Origin of the sequence: Pseudomonas sp. B40(2017), from assembly GCF_002112855.1 — a bacterium.
Classification (GTDB): Bacteria; Pseudomonadota; Gammaproteobacteria; order Pseudomonadales; family Pseudomonadaceae; genus Aquipseudomonas; species Aquipseudomonas pharyngis.
This window is the reverse complement of record NZ_NEIT01000001.1, coordinates 700,324-719,809: the sequence shown is the minus strand read 5'-3', so window position 1 is coordinate 719,809 and position 19,486 is coordinate 700,324. Positions and strand designations below refer to the sequence as shown.

12 protein-coding genes are annotated in these 19,486 nt (G+C 58.9%); 6 read left to right on the top strand and 6 right to left on the bottom strand.

Annotated features, from left to right (window positions below; all coding sequences use genetic code 11):
• Positions 1 to 10: 10 nt before the first annotated feature.
• Both CAF76_RS03290 and CAF76_RS03285 read left to right on the top strand, forming a co-directional pair.
• A complete protein-coding gene (locus CAF76_RS03290) occupies positions 11 to 1,051 on the top strand; it encodes a hypothetical protein (protein WP_085646805.1) in 1,041 nt (346 codons plus the stop codon).
• Positions 1,048 to 1,653 carry a hypothetical protein gene (locus CAF76_RS03285; RefSeq protein ID WP_085646804.1) on the top strand — a complete coding sequence of 202 codons (606 nt, stop codon included), beginning with the start codon at positions 1,048 to 1,050 and terminating at the stop codon, positions 1,651 to 1,653. The genes CAF76_RS03290 and CAF76_RS03285 overlap by 4 nt, the downstream gene beginning before the upstream one ends.
• A gap of 90 nt (positions 1,654 to 1,743) precedes the next feature.
• On the opposite strand, the gene CAF76_RS03280 is transcribed toward CAF76_RS03285, so the two are convergent.
• Positions 1,744 to 2,061 (bottom strand): SCP2 sterol-binding domain-containing protein, encoded by a 318-nt coding sequence (locus CAF76_RS03280; protein ID WP_007959502.1) that lies wholly within the window; start codon positions 2,059 to 2,061, stop codon positions 1,744 to 1,746.
• A 48-nt stretch (positions 2,062 to 2,109) separates the two neighbouring features.
• Positions 2,110 to 2,820, bottom strand: a complete 711-nt coding sequence (locus tag CAF76_RS03275; RefSeq protein ID WP_085646803.1) for a histidine phosphatase family protein — start codon at positions 2,818 to 2,820, stop codon at positions 2,110 to 2,112.
• Between the two features lie 207 nt (positions 2,821 to 3,027).
• On the opposite strand from CAF76_RS03275, the gene sohB reads away from it, so the two are divergent.
• Together sohB and CAF76_RS03265 are read left to right on the top strand one after the other, a co-directional pair.
• Entirely contained in the window at positions 3,028 to 4,050 is a 1,023-nt protein-coding gene (gene sohB, locus CAF76_RS03270; protein ID WP_064597046.1) for a protease SohB, read from the top strand.
• A 193-nt stretch (positions 4,051 to 4,243) separates the two neighbouring features.
• The gene (locus CAF76_RS03265; RefSeq protein WP_085646802.1) at positions 4,244 to 9,121 is read left to right on the top strand and encodes a dermonecrotic toxin domain-containing protein; all 4,878 of its coding nucleotides are present in this window, start codon (positions 4,244 to 4,246) and stop codon (positions 9,119 to 9,121) included.
• Between the two features lie 48 nt (positions 9,122 to 9,169).
• Here CAF76_RS03265 and CAF76_RS03260 read toward each other — a convergent pair whose 3' ends face one another.
• Both CAF76_RS03260 and CAF76_RS03255 read right to left on the bottom strand, forming a co-directional pair.
• Positions 9,170 to 9,664: a DUF934 domain-containing protein gene (locus CAF76_RS03260; RefSeq protein ID WP_007959510.1), complete on the bottom strand. Its 495-nt coding sequence runs from the start codon at positions 9,662 to 9,664 to the stop codon at positions 9,170 to 9,172.
• The gene (locus CAF76_RS03255) at positions 9,648 to 11,306 is read right to left on the bottom strand and encodes a nitrite/sulfite reductase (protein WP_085646801.1); all 1,659 of its coding nucleotides are present in this window, start codon (positions 11,304 to 11,306) and stop codon (positions 9,648 to 9,650) included. The genes CAF76_RS03260 and CAF76_RS03255 overlap by 17 nt, the downstream gene beginning before the upstream one ends.
• A 525-nt stretch (positions 11,307 to 11,831) precedes the next feature.
• On the opposite strand from CAF76_RS03255, the gene CAF76_RS03250 reads away from it, so the two are divergent.
• Complete coding sequence (locus tag CAF76_RS03250) at positions 11,832 to 12,905, top strand: ABC transporter substrate-binding protein (protein ID WP_085646800.1); 1,074 nt, start codon at positions 11,832 to 11,834, stop codon at positions 12,903 to 12,905.
• Positions 12,906 to 12,910: 5 nt separating this feature from the next.
• Here CAF76_RS03250 and CAF76_RS03245 read toward each other — a convergent pair whose 3' ends face one another.
• Positions 12,911 to 13,129, bottom strand: coding sequence for a DUF2970 domain-containing protein (locus CAF76_RS03245; protein WP_007959515.1), 219 nt, complete (start codon positions 13,127 to 13,129; stop codon positions 12,911 to 12,913).
• 180 nt (positions 13,130 to 13,309) lie between these two features.
• On the bottom strand, positions 13,310 to 17,020 hold the full coding sequence (metH, locus tag CAF76_RS03240; RefSeq protein ID WP_085646799.1) for a methionine synthase: 3,711 nt from the start codon (positions 17,018 to 17,020) through the stop codon (positions 13,310 to 13,312).
• A 158-nt stretch (positions 17,021 to 17,178) separates the two neighbouring features.
• Between metH and CAF76_RS03235 the strand changes: the two genes are divergently transcribed.
• Positions 17,179 to 19,473, top strand: a complete 2,295-nt coding sequence (locus CAF76_RS03235) for a fatty acid cis/trans isomerase (RefSeq protein ID WP_085610457.1) — start codon at positions 17,179 to 17,181, stop codon at positions 19,471 to 19,473.
• Positions 19,474 to 19,486 lie beyond the last annotated feature (13 nt).

Genomic DNA, 19,486 nt, shown 5'->3' with positions numbered 1-19,486 from the left:
AGGGTGACGCGTGGCAGCACCGAAAAAGAAACAGGCCCAGACCACTGACCAGCATGGGACGACTCAGGTCAAAGGTACGCTCGCCCAGGATTATGTGACGGTGGTGGGGGCTTCCTACATCAGTTTCATGGCCAATATCCGTGGTCAGCGCGGCAACATGATGAACTTCATCAATCAGGGTATACGGCAAATAAAAAACTATCCTGAGCCCACACCGAATTATTCCGTGCAAAGAGCATTTCTCATCTTCAAGGATGAATACGATCCGAAACTTCTCGCCGAAGTCAAAAAGATCGTGACGGAACGCTATAAGGCCGAGTACCGCGAATACGACAATATCTCGCAACTGGTCGATTTTGTGGTTTCGCGCAAGCGCAGGGGGCGTGAAATCAAGCAGATGGATTTCTTCTCACACGGCGTGGTGGGTGCTATCGAGTTTGGTTATGAACTCGACAAGCGTGAAAGTTACCGCTTGCGCGACGCCCAGGCCCGAATGTTTACACCCGATGCTTTCGCTTATGGAGCCAGGATCTATTCCTACGCCTGTCGTACCGGGCTGGGAATCGATGCTGATTTGACGGTGAGAGAAAACGAGGATCCCCACTACGAACGCAGTCTGGCGCAGATTATGGCGAATGCGACCGGTGCCGTTGTGTGGGCATTTCCGCGACGCAGTCTGTATGACCAGACCTATGGAACCGACGAGGATCGTCAGGCTGTCGAGAAAGCACCTGCCCGCCAGGAAGCCGACAAGGCGGCGAGCCGTGCTTATCGCAAACAACTGAGTGACTATCAGCGACGCCTGGCTGCTCATCGAACGGCGCAAAAAAATCCCGAAGCGCAGTTACCGCACGAAACCGCTCCCGTTGCTCCGAAAAAAACCTTGTCGGAGAGAGATGCTGCATTGCTCAAACAGGCTCAGGGACGAGATCAGTACAACAGCACCCTTGGTTATCCTCTGGATGCCGAAGGCGCTGTCCACCCCGTTCGATCCGGTAATACGCCGGATGGCGTTCCAAAAAAGCTATGCGAATACAAACCCGTCAAATGACGACCACAACACGACTATCGAAGTGTTTCGCCGTAACCGCCCTGATTCTTGTGGTGGCAGGCATTGGCTATTTTCTGGTTGGCAAGGAAGACGACATGTCCTCAAAAGTGATGATGAATTACGGACTCTGGAGCCCTGAAGACAATCGTTTCGATGCATCTCGCTGGTTCGAAAGCGGAATGTACCGCCGGCGCACGACAGGGACGCCAGCAGAAATCAGCGTCGACACGATGCTGCGCAACAAACCACTGCCTGTAACACGAGAGATGAATGAGGATCTGGTGGCGATTGCAGGGGTTGCGCTCGAGTATGACTTTCCCGAAATCAATACGGACTCGCTGATCAACCATCCGCCACAATTGACTCAACGTGTCAGATATTGGGTCAGCAAGTTCGATCAGCCTGACAAGCCAGTTGATCTATACAACCTTTATCTTGAATTGGATGGGCAACGTTTTGTGATCACTTTCAGCAGGGATGCGCAGACAGGTGATCTGATCGACAACAACAGTGCGCGAAAGGTTTCGGTTGACCAGGAAGCAGATGCTGAATACCTACAGGAATTCAGAGCGATGGACGAGGCTGAACGCCCTCGGCACTGACCGACCCGATTTTTTCAAACCATAAAAAAATCCCGTTACAAGTACGGGATTTTTTTATCAGACAGGCTCCGCAATATCGGAGCCGCGATCTTACGCCGGAAACAGCTCGGACAGTTTCATCGACAGCATCATGTCGCCTTCAACGCGCAGCTTGCCGCCCATGAAAGCCTGCATGCCGTCGGTTTCGCCGCTGACGATACCTTTGAGGGTTTCGCTGTCCAGCACCAGCGTGCAGTTGGCGTCCGGGTTTTCGCCTTCCTGGATGTCGCAGGTGCCGTCTTTGACGATCAGGGCGTATTGCTTGTCTTCGTCAGTGATGTTGAAACCGAAGACCAGATCCAGACCGGCAGCGGCGGCTGGGTTGAACTTGGCTTGCATTGCTTTTACGGCATCAGCTACGGAGGTCATGGTTCGATCCTTTTTGGTTGATTGCAGCAGGGTCACAGTAATCCGGACTCAGCGAAAGGTGATGAGTTCCGGGGCCTTCAGCAGTTGCAGATGCGCATGACTGTTGAAGGAAGCCAGAGCCACCTCGCGACCGCGGAACTTCAGCTGGTTGAGCGAGGTGTTGACGATTTGCCAGTTCAGTTCAAAGGCCTGCCGGGCAGGCATTTGAGTGATGAGGTGGAGCAGGGCGGTGATCGTGCCACCGGAGGTGAACACTGCGATTTTCTGGGTGTTGTCGGCTTGTTCAAGTATTCGGTGCAGACCTGCCTGGACCCGCTCGACGAAAGCCAGCCAGCTTTCCAGGCCCGGTGTGTCGTAGGTGCCGGCGAGCCAGCGTTCGATGATCAAGGCGAAGATGCGCTGGAACTCGCCACGGTTTTGTGCGGCGTTGCGCAGAATCTCCAGCGCTTCGGGCTCTTCCGGCAGCATGGCCGGGAGCAGGGCGCGGATCACGGCGTCGGCATCGAATTCGTTGAAGGCCGAGTCGATCTCCAGAACCGGAACCGGCAGGCCGACGGCGGCGAACTGTTCCAGCGCGCTGTTGGCCGTGTGTTGCTGGCGGCGCAGATCGCCCGACAGGCAGCGGTCGAAGCTGATTCCGAGTTCGGCGAGGTGGCGGCCGAGGATTTCTGCCTGGCGTACACCGGTCGGCGACAGGACGTCATAGTCGTCTGCACCGAAGGAGGCCTGGCCATGTCGAATCAAGTAGATGCTGCCCACGTCCGCGTCATCCCGGTACGTTGAAGGTTGTGGCGAGGTTATGGGGATGACGGTGAGCTGTCAATGAAAAAACATACGCTTGTTTGAAATGCCCGTTCCAGCCTTGTTGCCAGAGGTTTCACGGCTGGCCGACGGGCCGGTGCATGGGTATGCTGGAGCCAATTCCCGCGCGTGTTTTACGACCGTGGATCGTTTGAAGGAGTCTCTGTGGAGTTTTTGACTGAATACGCCAGTTTCCTGGCCAAGACCGTGACGCTGGTCATCGCCATTCTGGTGGTGCTGGCAAGTTTTGCTGCATTGCGCAGCAAGGGCCGGCGCAAATCGGCCGGCCAGTTGCAGGTCAGCAAGCTCAACGATTTCTATAAAGGCCTGCGTGAGCGTCTGGAGCAGACCCTGCTCGACAAGGATCAGCTCAAGGCCTTGCGCAAGGGCCAGGCCAAGTCCGAGAAGAAACAGAAAAAGAAACCCGAAGCCAAACCTCGGGTGTTCGTGCTCGACTTCGACGGCGACATCAAGGCCTCGGCCACTGAAAGTCTGCGCCACGAGATCACCGCGCTGCTGACCCTGGCCACACCGAAGGACGAAGTGGTCCTGCGCCTGGAAAGCGGCGGCGGCATGGTGCACAGCTACGGTCTGGCCTCGTCGCAACTGGCGCGCGTCCGTGAAGCCGGCGTGCCCTTGACCGTATGCATCGACAAGGTCGCGGCCAGCGGCGGCTATATGATGGCGTGCATCGGCGAGAAGATCATCAGTGCGCCGTTTGCCATCCTCGGTTCCATTGGCGTGGTGGCTCAGTTGCCCAACGTCAACCGCCTGCTGAAAAAGCATGACATCGATTTCGAAGTGCTGACCGCCGGCGAGTACAAACGCACCCTCACTGTATTCGGCGAAAACACCGAGAAGGGCCGGGAGAAATTCCAGGAAGACCTGGACATTACCCATCAGCTGTTCAAGAACTTCGTCGCTCGTTATCGCCCACAGCTGGCAATCGACGAAGTTGCTACAGGGGAAGTGTGGCTTGGCATCGCCGCACTGGAAAAACAACTGGTCGATGAGCTCAAGACCAGTGACGAATACCTGGCCGAGCGTGCCAAGCAGTCCGAGGTTTATCACCTGCACTACGCCGAACGCAAAAGCCTGCAGGAGCGTATCGGCATGGCGGCCAGCGGCTCGGTGGATCGCGTGTTGCTGAGCTGGTGGAGCCGCTTGACCCAGCAGCGTTTCTGGTAACAATTGCGCACGCTCGCGAGGTTTTCGCCCCGCGAGCGCGATGCATTTTCAACGCAAGACAGTGCGGTATATAGATATTTTGAAGTTTGATAATGTTGCTGTTTTAAGTGACGAACTCATCAAATAAGCGCGCTGTATTCAAAGGTCTTTCGACTTTATTCTGAATGTCCACTTCAGAATAAAGTTGCTAAACATGGATGTTGAAAGTAGTAAATCAAGTTTGCCTGCCATGACGCCTGATCAACAAGGTGTCTTTTTTGAACTGTATAAAAAACAGATTCCTTCCTGGTTGCTGACGTCGGCTGAGACGGTTCGCAATGACCTCTACGAAAGTTTGAAAAAAAGTTTTAAGTCGCGACATGCGGCACTGCAGCAACTGCGCGCACTTAAATCTCCACAAAGCTTCTGTACGCCGCTGTTGGCCAAGGCGATGAGTGAGAAACTGGGTGAACCTTTCGAGGTCGAGGGAGCGATTTTTCAGCATGTGCGTTCCACCTCCAGCCTTTTGGGCCTGCGCAAGAAACTGGTATTACCCATCGAACGCGATTTACTGATGGCTGCCTGCGAAAATTTCGAATTATCGGAAACGCTGGCCAGCAACTATCACGAACATTCCTTGCTTTATATTCCGGAACAGATAACAGGGCGATCCAGTCGTGTGTTGTCGATGCGGCCCAACGAATTCGCCAGACTGTGCCGTTTTCTGGATCTTGGCGAGCAATATCAAAAACATGTGAAGACTTTTTTTGGTGGCGGTAGTCAAGTCGCAAGTCTGCAGGCTACTTCGGTAACGTACTCGAAAGACCAGTTTGATGTTGATCGGCACATTGCTTTGATGCGCGGCTACATCAGCCCCGATGTCTATCAGATGCTGAATTCGGTAAAGAACCAGGAACCGTCGATCAAACTGGGCAACAACACACTTGGATTTCAAAGCCTTGAAATGCTCGGCGTGACGCTCAGGGGCCCAATGTTCATCGGCCCGGTCAGCGAGCATGCCGACAGCGATTACCGCTGTGTGATCTATATGCCAGGCGATCCTGATCACCCGTTGAAAGAATACCCGTCGTTTCAGAGGTTCGAACTCGAATTGAGCGGGCGTCTGCGTGACGCCCGGTTCCACCGTTTTTTTTCGCGCTTCATTACGATGAAGGATCGTCCGGCGTTCCTTAAAGGACTGGATGTAAGGTTGTTGAAAGTCCAGCCGAATCAATTCCCGATCTCCACGACGTTTCTGCCCCTGACAGGTATCGATCTTGAAGGTGATGCAAAACAGGATCTGTTTCTGGCGATCTTCCAGCACCGTGCCGCGCAGGTTTGCGCCGACGCCCGTCTGCTGGTGGTGCCGACCGACGACGAAGACGAGAAAACCCGACTGGCGAGGCTGGACACTTATAAGACCATCGGGCTGAACACCGCGCTGTTCTTCCTTTCATTTGTCCCGGTTCTGGGTCAAGTCCTGTGTGCCGTGGCCGGCTTGCAGTTGCTCAACGAAATATATGAAGGCATTGACAGTTGGGCCCACGGCGATCAGGAACATGCCGCCGACTGCCTGTTTGACACGCTTGAAAACCTGATCCTGATGGCGGGGTTCGCCACCGGCGGCGTAGCGGTGGGAAAAGCCTTTAAAACCGTGCGCTCGTCGAATTTCATCAGGGGCCTTGAGCATGTGCCGGTGGCTGACAACCTGTCGCATCGGTTGTGGAATCCAGACATGAGCGCTTACCGCCAGCAGGAGTCGATGCCGAGCAGTATGTCGACCGATGCACAAGGTCTGGTCTGGCGCGGCGAGGACGGTTATCTGCCCTTGGGGCCCGATGCTTACGCGGTGCGTCCGTTGAGCGGCACCAGTCTGTGGGAGGTGCATAACCCCACATTGCCCAAACGTTATTCGCCATTGCTTGAGTCCAATGGTGCGGGCGCCTGGCGGCATGACTCGGAGCTGCCTCACGAGTGGAATGCGCTGACGCTGTTCCGTCGGCTGGGCTTTCGTGAAGAACAGATTTCGGACACCCGTGCCGAACAAATCATCGCCGCAACCGGGATCGACGAAGCCGCCATGCGCCGGCTGTTTGTCGAGCGTGGCAAGCCCATGGCGATCCTGACTGATTCGGTCAGGCGCTTTCGTGCGGATATCGGTGTCACCCGGTTCATGGACCAGATGGCCGTTGCTGCCTCCGCGCCGCTGGCCGATGCCGATCTGCAGCTGTACTTGCTGACAGCAACGGGCCGCTGGCCGCGGGATCTGGCAATCAGCGTGACGGATATCATGGCCAACGAAGTGGCCCGATACGGTGGGACCCAAGGCACCCGCGAGGTAAAAATCAATGAAGATCTCATGCGCGACGGCCGGTTTTATCCGCCGTTGCTGGCAGCGCTCAGTGACAGTGAGCGTTCGCATCTGCTGGGTTCTGCCACCGTAGAGCCCAACAATCAGAGCGCGCTGCTCGGGATGCACATTGCCGGGCTGGCGCCCCGCATGCGCATGGCAATGATGGATCGACTGTTTCGGCGCGCGGACGTCTGCGAACTTTCCAGGAGCGAGCCGATCGTCAAGGCCTTTCCGGGGTTGTCGGCAAGCGTCGCCGACGAGTTGGCGCATCATGCCGATGCGCATGAATGGGCGCAGCTTGACGCAGGTACCGTTCCGCTGCGTCTGGCGGAAGAAGCACGGCGATATCAGCAGGTCCTGCGTCTGAACCGCGCTTATGAGGCGTTGTATCTGGACGCCGCCAGCGGGCGCGATGCGGATATGTTGATACTCGACACCTTGACGCACTTGCCAGGTTGGCCTGGTGATGTGTTTATCGAAATACTGGATTGGGGTGTATTTGCCGATCAACGAGCCACGATCGGTCCTGACGGCGCTGAACATCAGGCGTTGCTCGAGGCTTACCCTGAACGCTATCAGGGCCTGGATTCGAGCCATGCCGTCGTTTCCAGGCAGCCGGGGCGTACCCGGACGAATTTTTTCCAGGCATTGTGGCAAAGCCTTCCGTCACACAGCCGTAAAGCCATTGGCGTCGATGCGGATCTGGATGGCACGGGCCTGAGAGAAAAAATAACCGCGCTGGCACTGCAGCGACGTGTGGCCTACGCGAAGGTGCTGGGAATGGAAGCTCCGCATGCCGACTATCGGTCTCCCATGGGGCTGGCGGATCGGAAAGTCGAACAATCGGTTGTGCAGGCGGGGTCGCCCACTCACCCGATGCCGCATCGATCGTCCGTGTTGATACGCCGTGCCCGACGGCTGTATCCCGCGCATTCAATGGCGCAGATTGAGCGCTTTGTGTCGACGCTTGGGACTGACGAAGTGCTGGCCATTCGAAAGCTTGAGGACATGCGTCAGGAATACCGGACAATCCTCGACACGCTTGAGCGGTGGGTTCATCGCGAAACGTGGTATCACGACGGCGATGGCATGAGGCTGAGGGTTCCTTTCCATACCAAGAGGCGCGCGGCGCAGGCGATCCTGCGTGCGTGGCGCAAGGAAGACCAGACGCCCGCACCTTCCGGTGAGAACCTGTACAACCTTGTTTTCGATGCGGTTCCGCTGGGAAATCTGCCGGTGGTCGTCGGTGATTTCACCCATGTGACGGCGTTGCAGATGAGTGGTGTGGGGGCGAGTTCAGGACTGAATGCATTTCTGCGCAACTTTACCCGGCTGCGAGCGCTGAACCTTTCAGGAAACGAACTGACCCGCATCCCTCAGGTCGTTGCGGACATGTCGGGACTCACGGAGCTGGATCTGAGTAACAACGAAATTCGCCTGAGCGAACGAGCAGCGCAGGAGCTGGGTAGCAAAACACACCTGCACTCGTTGAACCTGAGTCTGAATCCAGACTTGGGCCAAGTGCCCGCGTTGGCAGGGATGCGCAATTTGCGCCACCTGGATCTGCACCATACGGGAATCACCCAGTGGCCGGCGGACATCGACGCGCTTACGCACCTGGAAACCCTGGATCTGCGCAACAACAAAATCGTCGAGGTTCCGGATTCTGTGTTCAAGGCGCGCGCCGTGCTCAATCGAGGCACCCATATCGACGGCAATCCGCTGTCCGTGGCCAGCCTTCAGGCCCTTGCCGATTATCAGCGAGTGCAAGGTATCAGCCTGGGTGTGATCACCCCTGACTACCTCGCTACGGTACGACCGGCTGTCGATATGCAGGGTGCCGGGTGGGTCAGCGGGTTGCCGAGGACGCAGATTGCGCGGGCGCAGGAGGTCCTGTTATCGCTGTCGGCTGATCCCGATTCCCGGGCCTTTTTCGAGATGCTCATGCAATTGCGAGGGACGGCCGATTATTTCCACACCCGCACCCAGCTTGGGCAGCGGGTATGGAACGTGCTGGAGGCCGCCTGTGAAAACGACAGGCTGCGTCGTGTGCTGTTTCGGATGGCCAGAGAAGGGCGTGTGAGTACCGCCAATGCCACTGCGTTATTTAGCGATCTGGAGGTCAGGGTTCTGTGCTTCAGGGCTTTGGTAGCGGCTCGCACCGGCAGTCAGGCGCTAGAGGGTGATCTGATTCGTCTGTTGCGTGGACTGTTTCGATTGCAGGAGCTTGAAAAACAGGTTGTCCTGGAAACGGCGCGTCGCGCCAGAACGGAATCGCTGACCTTGCGCCAGGCTCTGGATATCAACCTGATTTACCGGGTGCGACTGGCAGAGCGGCTGGAGCTGCCTGCGCAACCGACTGAGCTGAATGTGCGGCTGGACGTCGAGGTCAGCGATGAGCAGATCGATGAAGCCTATCAAAAGGTGGTCAAGGCCGAAAATACTGCGCAATTGGCAAACTCGATCAGCCGGCAGGAATTCTGGGCCGAGTATTTGTGGACGAGTCGTCAGGACGTGTTTGCCGAGATTCTGGATCGCTGTGCGCGGGCTTTTTCCCTGCTGGAGTCTCAGGCCAATCTGTCTCGCGAAGCCGCCGCACAGCAAATGACGACAATCTACGACAACTTCAGAAATGAAAGCCTGGAGTTGCGCAAGCAACTGACCAATGCGGCATTGGCACGCCATCCAGGGCTGCCATTGCCGGCCACCTCGGGGCCCAACAGATTAGGAACGAAATAGGACTGAACAGAGGCCCCGGGCCCTTCGACAAGGGCCCGGGGCAGGCGGTCAGCGGCGACGGAACAGCGGCAGCGGTTCGTCAGTGGCGGCCTGATAGGTCACCGAAAAGTCCTTGAGGCTTTCAAGGGCGTCGTACGGGTCTTTGTCCGCGCGCAGGGCGAAGGCATCGAAACCGCAACGGCGCATGTAGAACAACTGGTCGCGCAGCACATCACCAATCGCCCGCAGTTCACCTTTGAAACCGTAGCGGTCACGCAGCAGGCGGGCGTTGGAGTAATTGCGGCCATCGGTGAAAGCCGGGAAGTTCAGGGCAATCACCTGGAACTCGTTCACGTCGTCACCGATTTCTTCGGCTTCTTCATCGGCGTCCAGCCACACACCCAGACCGCCATCGCGGGCCTTGAGCATGCGGGCGTGTTCACGCCACAGCTGCAGCGGGACGATCAGGTCGTCACAGTTGCTGATTTCGTCGATGTTGAAATCCTTGGGCAGCAGGTGCCAGGTTTCGTCGACGACCTCGTTGTTCTTAATGATTCGCTGCATAGACGCGTTCCTTGAAGAGGTCGATGCCAATACGCTGGTAGGTGTCGATGAAACGCTCGTCTTCGGTGCGTTGTTCCACGTACACGTCGATCAGTTTGGAGATCACGTCCGGCATGTCTTCCTGGGCGAAGGAAGGGCCGAGGATCTTGCCCAGGCTGGCGTCACGGCTGGCGCTGCCGCCGAGCGAGACCTGGTAGAACTCTTCACCTTTCTTGTCCACACCGAGGATGCCGATGTGGCCGACGTGGTGGTGACCGCAGGCGTTCATGCAGCCGGAGATGTTCAGGTCCAGTTCACCGATGTCGAACAGGTAGTCCAGGTCGTCGAAGCGGCGCTGGATCGATTCGGCGATCGGGATCGACTTGGCGTTGGCCAGCGAGCAGAAATCACCGCCAGGGCAGCAGATGATGTCGGTCAGCAGGCCGATGTTCGGCGTGGCGAAACCTTGCTCGCGCAGCTCGCCCCACAGGGTGAACAGCTGGCTCTGCTCGACGTCGGCCAGAATGATGTTCTGCTCGTGGGAAGTGCGCAGTTGACCGAAGCTGTAGCGGTCGGCCAGGTCGGCGACGGCGTCGAGCTGCTTGTCGGTGATGTCACCCGGTGCAACGCCGGTCGGCTTCAGGGACAGGGTCACGGCCACATAGCCCGGCTTCTTGTGTGCCAGGGTATTGCGGGTGCGCCAGCGGGCGAAGCCCGGATGCTCTTTGTCGAGGGCGGCCAGTTCGGCGGTCTGGTTTTCCAGCGCCTTGTAGTCCGGGTCGACGAAGTGTTTGGCCACACGATGCACTTCGGCTTCGGTCAGCGTGGTCTGGCCGCCGCGCAGGTGTTCCATTTCGGCATCGACTTTCTGAGCGAAGACTTCCGGCGTCAGCGCCTTGACGAGGATCTTGATCCGCGCCTTGTATTTGTTGTCACGACGGCCGTAGCGGTTGTACACCCGCAGGATCGCGTCGAGGTAGCTCAACAGGTCCTGCCATGGCAGGAACTCGTTGATGAACGCACCGACCACCGGGGTACGACCCAGACCACCGCCGACCAGCACACGGAAGCCGAGCTCGCCATCGGCGTTGTGCACTGGCTCAAGGCCGATGTCGTGGACTTCGATGGCCGCACGGTCGGAGGTCGAACCGTTGACGGCGATCTTGAACTTGCGTGGCAGGTAAGCGAATTCCGGGTGGAACGTGGTCCACTGACGAACGATTTCGCACCACGGACGCGGGTCGATCAACTCGTCGGCTGCAACACCGGCGAACTGGTCGGTAGTGACGTTGCGCAGGCAGTTGCCGCTGGTCTGGATGGCGTGCATCTGCACAGTGGCCAGTTCGGCGAGGATGTCCGGGATGTCTTCGACCGCCGGCCAGTTGAACTGCACGTTCTGCCGCGTACTGATGTGGGCGTAGCCCTTGTCATAGTCGCGGGCGATCTTGGCCATCATGCGCACCTGACGCGAGGTCAGTTGGCCGTAAGGCACCGCCACTCGCAACATCGGCGCGAAACGCTGGATGTACAGGCCATTCTGCAGGCGCAGGGGGCGGAATTCTTCTTCGCTCAGCTCACCTGCCAGATAGCGTCGGGTCTGATCACGGAACTGCTTGACGCGGTCCTCGATGATCCGCTGATCGTACTCGTCGTATACGTACATATAAGTCCTGTTCTCAGGCTTTGGCCACTCGGAAAACGCTGCGTTTTCGCTTGCTGGAGTCCGATGGTTCCTCTGCAATTCTGCGCGCACGGCCGCGCACTCCCTGACGGAGCCGGGGCAATATACCCGTTTGCAGTTATGCGCAAAAGTGATGTTTGAGTATATGTAAAGAACCAAATCGCCTAACAAGAATCACTGTCAACTAAACCACATTTGTCGTGCGGACAATCATCGTCTTAACTGTGGTCGAGTCTTTCTGCAATCACCGATAAAACCGACAAGAGGCGATGCAATGAGCAACCCAACCAAAGCAAGGAAAAGCGATAGCAGCGTCGATGCCTGGGCGATTCTGTTCCTGATCATTCTGGTCGTTGGAACGGCGGTATTCTGGGTCAGCCATCAGTAAAACGACTCGTCCGGGCCCCGCTTGCGACGATTGTCGGACAAAAGGCGGGATCAAGCGCCAAAGGCCAGGTGATCAATGGCTATAATGCGCGGCCATTTTTCCTTGGGCCCGGATGATTCATGTTCAAGTTTTTCCACCTCAGCCTGCTGCTGTTCGGCGCGGTTTTCGGTACCTGCGCGCGCGCGGAGTCGGTGCTGTTCCTGAATCCGGGCTCGACGCAGGAAGCATTCTGGGTCAGCTACTCGCAATTCATGCAGGCTGCCGCCCGGGATCTGGGGATCGACCTGCGCATCCTTTATGCCCAGCGCCAGCCGGAACTGACCCTGGCGCAGGCGCGATTGGCCCTGCAGGGGCCTGAGCGCCCGGATTATCTGGTGTTCGTCAACGAACAGTACGTGGCACCGCAGATTCTGCGCTTGGCCAACAGCAGTGGTGTGAAGCTTTTTATTGTCAACTCGGGACTGACGTCCAACCAGCAGGCACTGGTGACAGAGGGCGCGGATCGCATTGGTAGCCTGGTGCCCAACGACGAGGAGGGCGGCTACCTGATGATGAAGGAACTGATTCGCCTGCATCCGCCCGTGGCGCCCGGTGAAAGCATCGATCTGCTGGCGTTTTCCGGCCTCAAGATCACGCCATCGGCGCAATTGCGCGAAAAGGGCATGCAGCGGGCCCTGGCGGAGAATCCGCAGGTACGTTTGCGGCAACTGGTCTATGGCGGCTGGACCCAGCAACGGGCTTACGAGCAGGCGAAGCAGTTGCTGGTCCGCTATCCCAACGTTTCATTGGTATGGGCAGCCAATGATGAAATGGCCTTCGGCGCGATGCGTGCTGCGTCCGAGGCCGGCAAGTTGCCGGGCAAGGACGTGCTGTTCAGCGCGGTCAACACCTCGCCCGAAGCTTTGCAGGCGGTGGTCGACGGACGCCTGAGCGCGTTGCTCGGCGGGCATTTCACCCTGGGTGGCTGGGCACTGGTCGAGCTGCATGATCACGCGCAAGGCGTCGATCTGAATCAGTATGGAGGCCGGGATCGGCAGATTCCGTTGCTGCAACTGATCGACAGGGATCATGCCCGCCGAATCCTTGCAATGGGCGCCTCACCGGACTACGGCGTGCAATTTCGCAAGCTCTCGGCGAAAGGGCGCCCGGTTTCGTATCGCTACCCGTTCAATCTGCAGACCCTGATGCACTAGGGCCGTCAGACGCCCGCCAGATGCACCACCAGTTGCACAATGCCAAACAGCGTCAGAGCGAACACCGCCGTGAACGCGATACCCAAGAAGATGAAATGGCTGGGCTTGCCGTGGGTGAAGTCCCTCGCCCGGTTCTTGCCGCTCTGCACCCCGAACGCCGCCGCCATGACGCTATGCAGCATCTGCCAGAACGTCGGTGGCTTGTTGTCGACTGGATCGTCCATAAATCCCCCGTCTGCCGTGTGTGTCAGACAAGCATAGCCAACCGTCCGGAGAACACCGCAAAACGAACTGTGGGAGCGAGCCTGCTCGCGAAGAAGCCATCAGCTTCAACATAAGTGTTGGCTGATAGACCGCTTTCGCGAGCAGGCTCGCTCCCACAGGGATATTGCGTTAGGGCAGGATCAGTTGTCGTAACCCAGATTCGGCGCCAGCCAGCGTTCGGTCAGGCTCAGTTCCTGGCCTTTGCGCGAGGTGTAGCTCTGCACCTGATCCTTGTCGACCTTGCCCACGGCGAAGTACTGCGCCTGCGGATGGGCGAAGTACCAGCCGCTGACCGCTGCCGCCGGGAACATCGCGTAGTGCTCGGTGAGGAACACGCCGCTGCGACCGGCGCGCATTTCCTGGGCCTCAGGGTCGAGCAGGGCGAACAGCGTGGCCTTCTCGGTGTGATCCGGGCACGCGGGGTAGCCGGGAGCAGGGCGGATGCCGGAGTACTGCTCTTTGATCAGCGCCTCGTTGTCGAGAGCTTCATCCTTGGCGTAACCCCAGTGCTCCTTACGCACCTGCTGGTGCAGCCACTCGGCGCAGGCCTCGGCCAGACGGTCGGCGAGGGCCTTGACCATGATCGAGTTGTAATCGTCGCCAGCGTCCTGATAAGCCTTGGCCACTTCTTCGGCACCGATCCCGGCGGTGGTGATGAAACCACCGACATAGTCGGTCACTTCACTGTCCTTCGGCGCGACGAAGTCGGCCAGGGAGAAGTTCGGCTTGCCGTCGGTCTTGATGATCTGCTGACGCAGGTGATGCAGGCGCGCCATCGGCTTGCCGTCATCGCCGTACAACTCGATATCGTCATCGTGCACCTGATTGGCCGGCCAGAAGCCGAACACCGCACGGGCGCTGATCAGTTTCTCGTCGATCAGCTTGGTCAGCATCTCGCGGGCGTCGTTGTACAGCGAGGTCGCCGCTTCACCGACCACTTCGTCTTCGAGGATGCGCGGGAACTTGCCGGCCAGATCCCAGGAGATGAAAAACGGCGTCCAGTCGATGTACTCGGCCAGGACGTTGAGGTCGATATTGTCCAGCACGCGGGTGCCGGTGAAGGTCGGTTTGACCGGGGTGTAAGTGGCCCAGTCGAACTGCGGCTTCTTGGCGATCGCGGCGGCGTAGCTCAGGCGCTCGGTGCGGGCGCTGCGGTTGGAGGTGCGCTCGCGGACGTCGATGTACTCTTCGCGGGTCTTCTGGACGAAGCCGGCCTTCAGTTCCTTGGACAGCAACTGCGTCGCCACGCCCACGGCGCGGGAGGCGTCGGTCACGTAGACCACCGCGTCGTTGCTGTACTTGGGCTCGATCTTCACCGCCGTGTGCGCCTTGGAGGTGGTCGCGCCGCCGATCATCAGCGGCAGGCGGAAGTCCTGGCGCTGCATCTCGCGGGCCACATGGACCATTTCATCCAGCGACGGGGTGATCAGGCCGGACAGGCCGATGATGTCGCACTTCTGCTCCTTGGCCACCTGCAGGATCTTCTCGGCCGGCACCATCACGCCCAGGTCGACGATGTCATAGCCGTTGCAACCCAGTACCACGCCGACGATGTTCTTGCCGATGTCGTGCACGTCGCCCTTCACCGTGGCCATCAGGATCTTGCCCTTGGCTTCCGGCTTGTCGCCCTTTTCCAGTTCGATGAACGGAATCAGGTGCGCCACAGCCTGTTTCATCACGCGGGCGGATTTCACCACCTGCGGCAGGAACATTTTGCCGGCGCCGAACAGGTCACCGACGATGTTCATGCCGGACATCAGCGGGCCTTCGATCACTTCGATCGGGCGTGCGAAGGACTGACGGGATTCTTCGGTGTCTTCGACAATGTGGGTGGTGATGCCCTTGACCAGCGCATGCTCCAGACGTTTGTTGACGTCCCAGCTGCGCCATTCTTCGGTCTCGGCTTCCTTGACGCTGCCATCGCCCTTGTACTTGTCGGCGATGGCGAGGAGGGCGTCGGTGCCTTCCGGGGTGCGGTTGAGGATCACGTCTTCAACGGCGTCGCGCAGTTCTTGCGGGATCTGGTCGTAGATCTCCAGTTGACCGGCGTTGACGATGCCCATGGTCAGGCCCGCGCGGATGGCGTACAGCAGGAACACCGAGTGGATCGCCTCGCGCACCGGGTTGTTGCCGCGGAACGAGAACGATACGTTGGACACACCACCGGAGCTCAGGGCATACGGCAACTCGTCACGGATGTAGGCACAGGCGTTGATGAAGTCCACAGCGTAGTTGTTGTGTTCTTCGATGCCGGTGGCCACGGCGAAGATGTTCGGGTCGAAGATGATGTCTTCTGGCGGGAAGCCGACTTCATTGACCAGAATGTCGTAGGAGCGTTTGCAGATCTCTTTCTTGCGCGCTTCGGTGTCGGCCTGGCCGGCTTCGTCGAACGCCATCACCACCACGGCGGCGCCGTAGCGCTTGCACAGTTTGGCGTGATGGATGAACTGCTCGACGCCTTCTTTCATGCTGATCGAGTTGACGATGCCCTTGCCCTGGATGCATTTGAGGCCGGCTTCGATCACGTCCCATTTCGAGGAGTCGATCATGATCGGTACGCGGGAGATGTCCGGTTCGCCGGCAATCAGATTGAGGAAGGTCACCATGGCCTTCTTCGAATCGAGCATCCCTTCGTCCATGTTGATGTCTATCACCTGGGCGCCGGCCTCGACCTGCTGCAGGGCGACTTCCAGGGCTTCGGTGTAGTTGTCTTCACGGATCAGGCGGGCGAATTTCGCGGAACCGGTGATGTTGGTCCGCTCGCCGACGTTGACGAACAGCGAGCTGCGATCGATGGTGAACGGCTCTAGGCCCGACAGACGGCAAGCCTTGGGAATGTCCGGAATCTGCCGCGGCGCATAGCCGGCAACGGCTTTGGCGATGGCTTCGATGTGGCCCGGCGTGGTGCCGCAGCAACCGCCGACGATGTTGAGGAAACCGCTCTGGGCGAATTCTTCGATGACCTTGGCGGTGTCCACCGGCAGTTCGTCGTACTCGCCGAATTCGTTCGGCAGGCCGGCGTTCGGGTGCGCCGAAACGTGGGTGCTGGCCTTGTCCGACAGCTCTTCCAGGTACGGACGCAGTTCGCGGGCACCGAGGGCGCAGTTCAGGCCGACCGAAATCGGTTTGGCGTGGGCCACGGAGTTCCAGAACGCTTCGGTGGTCTGGCCCGACAGGGTACGGCCGGAGGCGTCGGTGATGGTGCCGGAAATCATGATCGGCAACTCGAAGCCCAGTTCTTCGAACACGCCTTGCACGGCGAAGATCGCGGCTTTGGCGTTGAGGGTATCGAAGATGGTTTCGATCAGGATCAGGTCGGCGCCGCCTTCGATCAGGCCTTTGGTGGCCTCGGTATAGTTTTCCACCAGTTCATCGAAGGTAACGTTGCGATAGCCTGGGTTGTTGACGTCCGGCGACAGCGAGCAGGTGCGGCTGGTCGGGCCCAGAACGCCGGCGACGAAACGCGGCTTGTCCGGGGTCTCGAGGGTTTTCGCGTCGGCGACCTTGCGCGCCAGACGGGCGCCTTCTACGTTGAGTTCGTAGACCAGTTCTTCCATGCCGTAGTCGGCCATGGAAATCTGCGTGGCGTTGAAGGTGTTGGTCTCGAGGATGTCGGCGCCGGCGTCCAGGTAGGCTTTCTCGATGCCGCCGATCACGTCCGGGCGGGTCAGCACCAACAGATCGTTGTTGCCCTTGACGTCGCTCGGCCAGTCGGCAAAGCGTTTGCCGCGATAATCCTGCTCTTCGAGCTTGTAGCTCTGGATCATCGTGCCCATGCCGCCGTCGAGAATCAGGATGCGCTCTTTGAGAGCTTGCTTGAGAGCTTGAAGGCGGACGCTGCGATCGGACATTGGGGCTACTCGAAAAAGACCATGACGAAGGGCCGGGATCATAACAAACCTGTGCGGTTTTAGAGCATGTGACGCTTTTGCATGAATATCGCTCATGTTGGTACGAGCGTCATAACGGTAGAATCGCGGCGTTTTTCTTCAGGATCAGGGTCAGGGACATGTCGTACCGCGTCATCAGCATTTTTTTGCTGTTCTTAAGCTGGGGCGCCGCCGCGCAGCAACCCTCGATTTCTCCCGCTATTTCTTACAGCCGCGATATTCAGCCGATCTTCACCGAGAAGTGCGTGGCCTGCCATGCGTGCTACGACTCTGCCTGTCAGCTGAATCTGGGCAGCGGTGAAGGCGCAGCGCGGGGCGCGAGCAAGATGCCGGTCTACGATGGCGAACGCACCCAGGCGGCGCCGACCACGCGGCTGTTCTATGACGCCTTCGGCAAACGGGCCTGGCAGCAGAAAGACTTCTACTCGGTGCTCGACGCCCAGGGCAGCCAGGCCGCACTGATGGCGCGCATGTTGGAGCTGGGACACAAAACGCCGCTGACCCCCAACGCCAAACTGCCGCAAGACATTGTGCTGGGTCTCAACCGCGAAAACCTGTGCGCGATGCCCGCCGAGTTCGAAGGCTATGCCGGCGCCCATCCGAAAGAGGGCATGCCGCTGGCGGTGACCGGGCTGACCGATCAGCAATATCAGACACTGCAACGCTGGCTCGCTTCCGGCGCACCGATCGATGAGCAAGGCCTGGCGCCAAGCGCCAAGGAAGCGATGCAGATCGTCCAGTGGGAAAATCTGCTCAACCAGCCTGGCGCGCGGGAAAGTCTGGTCGGGCGCTGGCTGTTCGAGCACTGGTTCCTGGCGCATATCTATTTCAAGGACGGCGAGCCGGGGCATTACTTCCAGTGGGTGCGCTCGCGCACGCCGACCGGGCAACCAATCGATCTGATCGCCACCCGTCGCCCGAACGACGATCCGGGTACTCAGGTGTATTACCGCCTGTGGCCGGTGCAGGGCGTGATCGTGCACAAGACCCACATCACTTATCCGCTGAGCGCGGCGAAGATGGCGCGGGTCAAAAGCCTGTTCTACAACGGCAACTGGCAGGTCAATGCCTTGCCGGGCTACGGGCCGCAGAGCCGGGCCAACCCTTTTGCGACTTTCGAGGCGATTCCGGCGCAGGCGCGTTATCAGTTCATGCTCGATAATGCCGAATACTTCGTGCGCACCTTCATTCGTGGCCCGGTGTGCCGTGGGCAGATCGCAACCGACGTGATCCGCGACAACTTCTGGGCGCTGTTCCAGGCCCCGGAACACGACCTGTACATCACCGACCCGAACTATCGCGGCCAGGCCACGCCGTTGCTGGCCATGCCGGGGCAGAACGACGATGTCGGCAGTGTCTTGAGCCTGTGGCACAACTACCGCAACAAGCGAAACCAATACGAAGCCCTGCGCCGTGACAGCTATGCGGATCTGCCGGCGCCGAGCTGGTCGACCCTGTGGGCCGGCAACGACAACGCCTTGCTCAGCATCTTCCGCCACTTCGACAGCGCTTCGGTGACCAAAGGCCTGATCGGCGAAGTGCCGCAGACTATGTGGCTGTTCGACTACCCGTTGCTGGAGCGCACCTATTACCAGTTGGCGGTGAATTTCGATGTGTTCGGCAACGTCTCCCATCAGGCGCAAACGCGATTGTATTTCGACCTGATCCGCAACGGCGCCGAACAGAACTTCCTGCGCCTGATGCCCGCTGATTCCCGTGAGGGCTACCTCGACGATTGGTACCAGAGCAGCGGCCAGTTCAAGATGTGGCTCGATTACGAAGCCATAGACGATGACAAGCCGACCGCGCTGAAACTCGACGAGAAAGACCCGAAACGCGATTTCGCCATGCAATTGCTGGCGCGCTACGGCGATCTCAACGCGCGTCCGGATCCGATCAACCGTTGCGAAGACGCCTACTGCTCGCGCCCGAACATCGACCCGGCGCTGCAAAACGCCGAACAGGCGCTGAGTCGCCTGACTTCGCGCCCGGCGGCGGGCTTGAAAGTGATCGATCAATTGCCGGAAGCCACCATGCTCCGGGTTGAAACCCGCAGCGGCAAGCGCGAGGTCTACAGCCTGCTGCGCAACCGCGCCCACAGCAACGTGGCGTTCCTGCTCGGCGAATCGCTGCGCTATCAACCGGGGCTGGACACGCTGACGATCTACCCGGGCGTGCTCAGCAGCTACCCGAATTTCATGTTCAACGTTCCGGCAGACCAGGTGCCGGCGTTTGTCGATGCGATGGAAGGGGCAAAGGACGCGGCGCAGTTCGAGAAAGTCGTCGAGCGCTGGGGGATTCGCCGCAGTCATCCGCAGTTCTGGTTCTATTTCCACGATTTGAGCCAGTACATCCACGAAACCGAGCCGGTGGAAGAGGGCGTGCTGGACATGAACCGGTACGAGAATCTTTGATCGTTTGAGCGAT